The organism is Haloferax namakaokahaiae (assembly GCF_042663225.1).
In the GTDB taxonomy this organism is placed as follows: Archaea; Halobacteriota; Halobacteria; order Halobacteriales; family Haloferacaceae; genus Haloferax; species Haloferax namakaokahaiae.
In genome coordinates this window covers 1-5,408 of the sequence record NZ_JBHTAA010000012.1, presented here as the reverse complement: position 1 = coordinate 5,408, position 5,408 = coordinate 1, and the positions used below count along the sequence as shown (strand labels likewise).

Genomic DNA, 5,408 nt, shown 5'->3' with positions numbered 1-5,408 from the left:
GAATGCACAAGACAACAACGCGATTTCAGGGCGCTTCAACGCGTCCTGATTCACGGACCCAACCCGAACGGGGTTCGAAGGGTTTATACCCTCGAATCGCTTCGATTCAGGTCCGAAGGAAATGAGGATTTCGCCCCTGCGGTACGCCGTAAGACGATATCTGATGTTAGCTTTGATAGTTCGGTGACATCCGAATGGATTCGCCGAACTTGGACCTATAATGACATTATACGGTGACATTGCAAGCGAACCATGCAAGCAATATCATCCGCCAAACCCGCGTCCATCCCTCTTATGAGAGGATGGCCGCGACCCATTCCGGTTGATCCTGCCGGAGGTCATTGCTATTGGGGTCCGATTTAGCCATGCTAGTTGCACGAGTTCAGACTCGTGGCGGAAAGCTCAGTAACACGTGGTCAAACTACCCAACAGAGAACGATAACCTCGGGAAACTGAGGCTAATAGTTCATAAGAGAGTCATGCTGGAATGCCGATTCTCTCAAACGCTCAGGCGCTGTTGGATGTGGCTGCGGCCGATTAGGTAGACGGTGGGGTAACGGCCCACCGTGCCGATAATCGGTACGGGTTGTGAGAGCAAGAGCCCGGAGACGGAATCTGAGACAAGATTCCGGGCCCTACGGGGCGCAGCAGGCGCGAAACCTTTACACTGCACGCCAGTGCGATAAGGGGACCCCAAGTGCGAGGGCATATCGTCCTCGCTTTTTCCGACCGTAAGGTGGTCGGCGAATAAGAGCTGGGCAAGACCGGTGCCAGCCGCCGCGGTAATACCGGCAGCTCAAGTGATGACCGATTTTATTGGGCCTAAAGCGTCCGTAGCCGGCCTCGAAGGTCCATCGGGAAATCCGCCAGCTCAACTGGCGGGCGTCCGGTGGAAACCACGTGGCTTGGGATCGGAAGGCTCGAGGGGTACGTCCGGGGTAGGAGTGAAATCCCGTAATCCTGGACGGACCACCGATGGCGAAAGCACCTCGAGAAGACGAATCCGACGGTGAGGGACGAAAGCTAGGGTCTCGAACCGGATTAGATACCCGGGTAGTCCTAGCCGTAAACGATGCTCGCTAGGTGTGGCACAGGCTACGCGCCTGTGCTGTGCCGTAGGGAAGCCGAGAAGCGAGCCGCCTGGGAAGTACGTCCGCAAGGATGAAACTTAAAGGAATTGGCGGGGGAGCACTACAACCGGAGGAGCCTGCGGTTTAATTGGACTCAACGCCGGACATCTCACCAGCTCCGACTATAGTGATGACGTTCAGGTTGATGACCTTGACACGATGCTATAGAGAGGAGGTGCATGGCCGCCGTCAGCTCGTACCGTGAGGCGTCCTGTTAAGTCAGGCAACGAGCGAGACCCGCACTTCTAATTGCCAGCAACAGTTTCGACTGGTTGGGTACATTAGGAGGACTGCCGCTGCTAAAGCGGAGGAAGGAACGGGCAACGGTAGGTCAGTATGCCCCGAATGAGCTGGGCAACACGCGGGCTACAATGGTCGAGACAATGGGTTGCTATCTCGAAAGAGAACGCTAATCTCCGAAACTCGATCGTAGTTCGGATTGAGGGCTGAAACTCGCCCTCATGAAGCTGGATTCGGTAGTAATCGCATTTCAGAAGAGTGCGGTGAATACGTCCCTGCTCCTTGCACACACCGCCCGTCAAAGCACCCGAGTGAGGTCCGGATGAGGCTACCACACGGTAGTCGAATCTGGGCTTCGCAAGGGGGCTTAAGTCGTAACAAGGTAGCCGTAGGGGAATCTGCGGCTGGATCACCTCCTAACATCCGAGACCACCCCGATGGGGTGGCTCACCATTCATACGGTCCACTCGGCACTCCATTCGGACACCTTAGAACTATCAAAGCTAACAGTAGGGCCCATAGCTCAGTGGTAGAGTGCCTCCTTTGCAAGGAGGATGCCCAGGGTTCGAATCCCTGTGGGTCCATGGTAAGCAGTGTTCAACCCTCGTTGAGTCGTGCCCCTTAAGTGTGGGACGGCGATACGAAGGGATGGACATTGACGACAGATGCACCAACCCGCGCAAGTGCGGTTGGGAAGGGTCGAATACGTGCCAGAAGTCTACTGGGCGTATGATGAAACCGTGTGTACGTGCAATCCAGGCGTCCACTGGACCCGTTCTCCGGGTCACAGTGCAACATAATCATACACAACTGGCTACTGTGCCAGCTGGTGGATAGCTCGGCTCGAGAGCCGATGACGGACGTGCCAAGCTGCGAAAAGCTTCAGGGAGCCGCATGGAGGCGAAGAACTGAAGATCTCCGAATGGGAATCCCCACGCAATTGCCTTGCGCAATGGGGAACGCACCGAATTGAAACATCTTAGTAGGTGCAGGAAAAGAAAGCAACCGCGATATCGTGAGTAACGGCGAGTGAAAGCGACACAGTCCAAACCGAAGCCCTCACGGGCAATGTGGTGTACGGACTACCCAACACGAAACTGGATTCTACACGAAGTCTCTTGGAACAGAGCGTGATACAGGGTGACAACCCCGTAGTGTAGATGATAGTTTCTGGGGTTGTTCCAGAATAGCGGGGGTTGGATATCCCTCGTGAATTCCGCGGGCATCAACCGCGAAGACTAAACACTCCTCGAGACCGATAGCGAACAAGTAGCGTGAGCGAACGCTGAAAAGCACCCCGAAAAGGGCGGTGCAATAGGGCTTGAAATCAGTTGGCGATAGAGCGACGTGGCATAAAAGGTCTGACAAAGAATGAACTGAGTGCGAACTCGTAGTAAGATTCGTCAGAAGCCGATGTTACGTCGTGCGTTTTGAAAAACGAACCAAGGAGTGTATTTGTTTGGCGAGTCTAAGGGGTGAACCCCCGAAGGCACAGGGAAACCGATACGGCCGCAGCACTTTGTGCGAGGGCCACCGTCTTCAAGGGCGGGGAGTCAAACGGATACGACCCGAAACCAAGTGATCTACGCCGGAGCAGGGTGAAGCGTGGCGAAAGCTGCGTGGAGGCCCGATAGAGTTGGTGTCCTACAATACCCTCTCGTGACTCTGGTGTAGGGGTGAAAGGCCCATCGAACTTGGCAACAGCTGGTTCCAACCGAAACATGTCGAAGCATGACCTCTGATGAGATAGTCTGTGAGGTAGAGCGACCGATTGGGAAACCGGCCTCCGAGAGGAGTTCGCTTCCCTGTCAAACTCCGAACTTACAGACGTCGTAGACTCAGGGAGTCCGGACTGCGGGGTAAGCTTGTGGTCCGTGAGGGAGACAACCCAGAGCTAGGTTAAGGACCCTAAATGTGGATTAAGTGCGATTCGAAGATTGTCTCGAGCCCTAAACAGCCGGGAGGTGAGCTTAGAAGCAGCTACCCTCTAAGAAAAGCGTAACAGCTTACCGGCCGAGGTTCGAGGCGTCGAAAATGATCGGGGCTCAAATCCACTTCCGAGACCTGGCGACGTACTTCTAAGTACGATTCCGTAGGTTGGCATTCTGTTTGGGTGGAAGCACGGGTGAGAACTCGTGTGGACCGAACAGTAACGAAAATCTTGGTCTCAGTAGCAGCGAGAGTCGGGTGTGAACCCCGACGGCCTTACGCGCAAGGGTTCCTCGGCACTGTCATTCAGCCGAGGGTTAGTCGATCCTAAGTCCCACCGTAACTCGAATGGGATGACAGGGAAACTGGTTAATATTCCAGTACCGTCTTGCAACAAAAGTCGACGCTTTGGGAACCACCGAGCGGGGCCTTCGCCCCGTCGAATCATCGAACTCCGTGGAAGCCGTAATGGCACGAAGCGGAAGAATGGTGAGATAGCGAAAGTCGGTCGTACCTAGAGCCCGTGAAAAGACGAGCAAGCGATCGTACCGAGATCCGACACAGGTGCGCAGGCAGAGAAAGCCAAGGCTTGTCGGGAATAACCGACGTTAGGGAATTCGGCAAATTGGTCCCGTAAGTTCGCGATAAGGGATGCCTGCTCTTGATCGAGCAGGTCGCAGTGACTCGGACGCTCCGACTGTCTAGTAACAACATAGGTGACTGCAAATCCGCAAGGACTCGTACAGTCACTGAATCCTGCCCAGTGCGGGTATCTGAACACCCATTACAATGGGACGAAGGACCCGTCAACGGCGGGGGTAACTATGACCCTCTTAAGGTAGCGTAGTACCTTGCCGCTTCAGTAGCGGCTTGCATGAATGGATCAACGAGAGCGTCACTGTCCCAACGTTGGGCCCGGTGAACAGTACGTTCCAGTGCGGAGTCTGGAGACCCCCAAGGGGAAGCGAAGACCCTATAGAGCTTTACTGCAGGCTGTCGCTGAGACGTGGTCGCTAATGTGCAGCATAGGTAGGAGCCGTTACACAGGTACCCGCGCCAGCGGGCCACCGAGGCAACACTGAAATACTACCCGTTAGTGACTGCGACTCTCACTCTGGGAAGAGGACACCGGTAGCCGGGCAGTTTGACTGGGGCGGTACGCGCTCGAAAAGATATCGAGCGCGCCCAAAGATTTCCTCACGCGAGTCGGAAACTCGTGGAAGAGCGCAAGAGCAAACGGAAGTCTGACAGTGACATTCCCAACGAGTGTCGCTGACGCGAAAGCGTGGTCTAGCGAACCTACGAGGTTCATTCATGGGACCCGTAGATGACAGAAAAGCTACCTTAGGGATAACAGAGTCGTCACCGGCAAGAGCACATATCGACCCGGTGGCTTGCTACCTCGATGTCGGTTCCCTCCATCCTGCCCGTGCAGAAGCGGGCAAGGGTGAGGTTGTTCGCCTATTAAAGGAGGTCGTGAGCTGGGTTTAGACCGTCGTGAGACAGGTCGGCTGCTATCTATTGGGGGTGTAAAGGAATTTGACGTGAACGTTCGTATAGTACGAGAGGAACTACGAATGGGTGCCACTGGTGTACCGGTTGTCCGAAAGGGCAGATGCCGGGCAGCTACGCACCACGGGGTAAGAGCTGAACGCATCTAAGCTCGAAACCCACACGGAAAAGAAATTCCACTGAGGACACTCGTAGAAGACGAGTTCGATAGACTCGGGGTGTACGCAACGAGGCAACGAGTTGTTTAGCCCGCGAGCACTAACAGTCCAAGCCACATTCATATGATTCTGCACTGGACTCGGAGAACGAGTCCAGGCGCAAACTGGATTGCACGTACACACGAAGATTCGGCCCACACCGATGATGGTCCACGCAACGGTTCGATTCCGTTGGTCGGCATTAAGGCGGCCACAGCGACGAGGTAACACCCGTACCCATCCCGAACACGGCAGTTAAGCTCGTCAGCGTACTGGTCAGTACTGGAGTGAGCGATCCTCTGGGAAATCCCGTTCGCCGCCTCCACTCATACTACTCATATCACAGCCCAGCAGGCGCGTTCGCGCCCGCTGGGCTTTTTTCATTTATAGCGAGTCGGTC

Annotated in this window: 1 tRNA gene and 3 rRNA genes; all 4 read left to right on the top strand. The window is 55.1% G+C overall.

What is annotated here, in order from left to right:
• Nucleotides 1-315: 315 nt before the first annotated feature.
• Nucleotides 316-1,788 (top strand): 16S ribosomal RNA (locus ACFQJC_RS16930).
• 94 nt (nucleotides 1,789-1,882) lie between these two features.
• Nucleotides 1,883-1,954, top strand: a tRNA-Ala gene (locus ACFQJC_RS16925).
• A gap of 221 nt (nucleotides 1,955-2,175) precedes the next feature.
• A 23S ribosomal RNA gene (locus ACFQJC_RS16920) occupies nucleotides 2,176-5,091 on the top strand.
• Between the two features lie 120 nt (nucleotides 5,092-5,211).
• Nucleotides 5,212-5,333 (top strand): 5S ribosomal RNA (rrf, locus tag ACFQJC_RS16915).
• The 16S, 23S and 5S rRNA genes sit together here with 1 tRNA gene alongside, the layout of an rRNA operon.
• The last annotated feature ends 75 nt before the right edge of the window (nucleotides 5,334-5,408 follow it).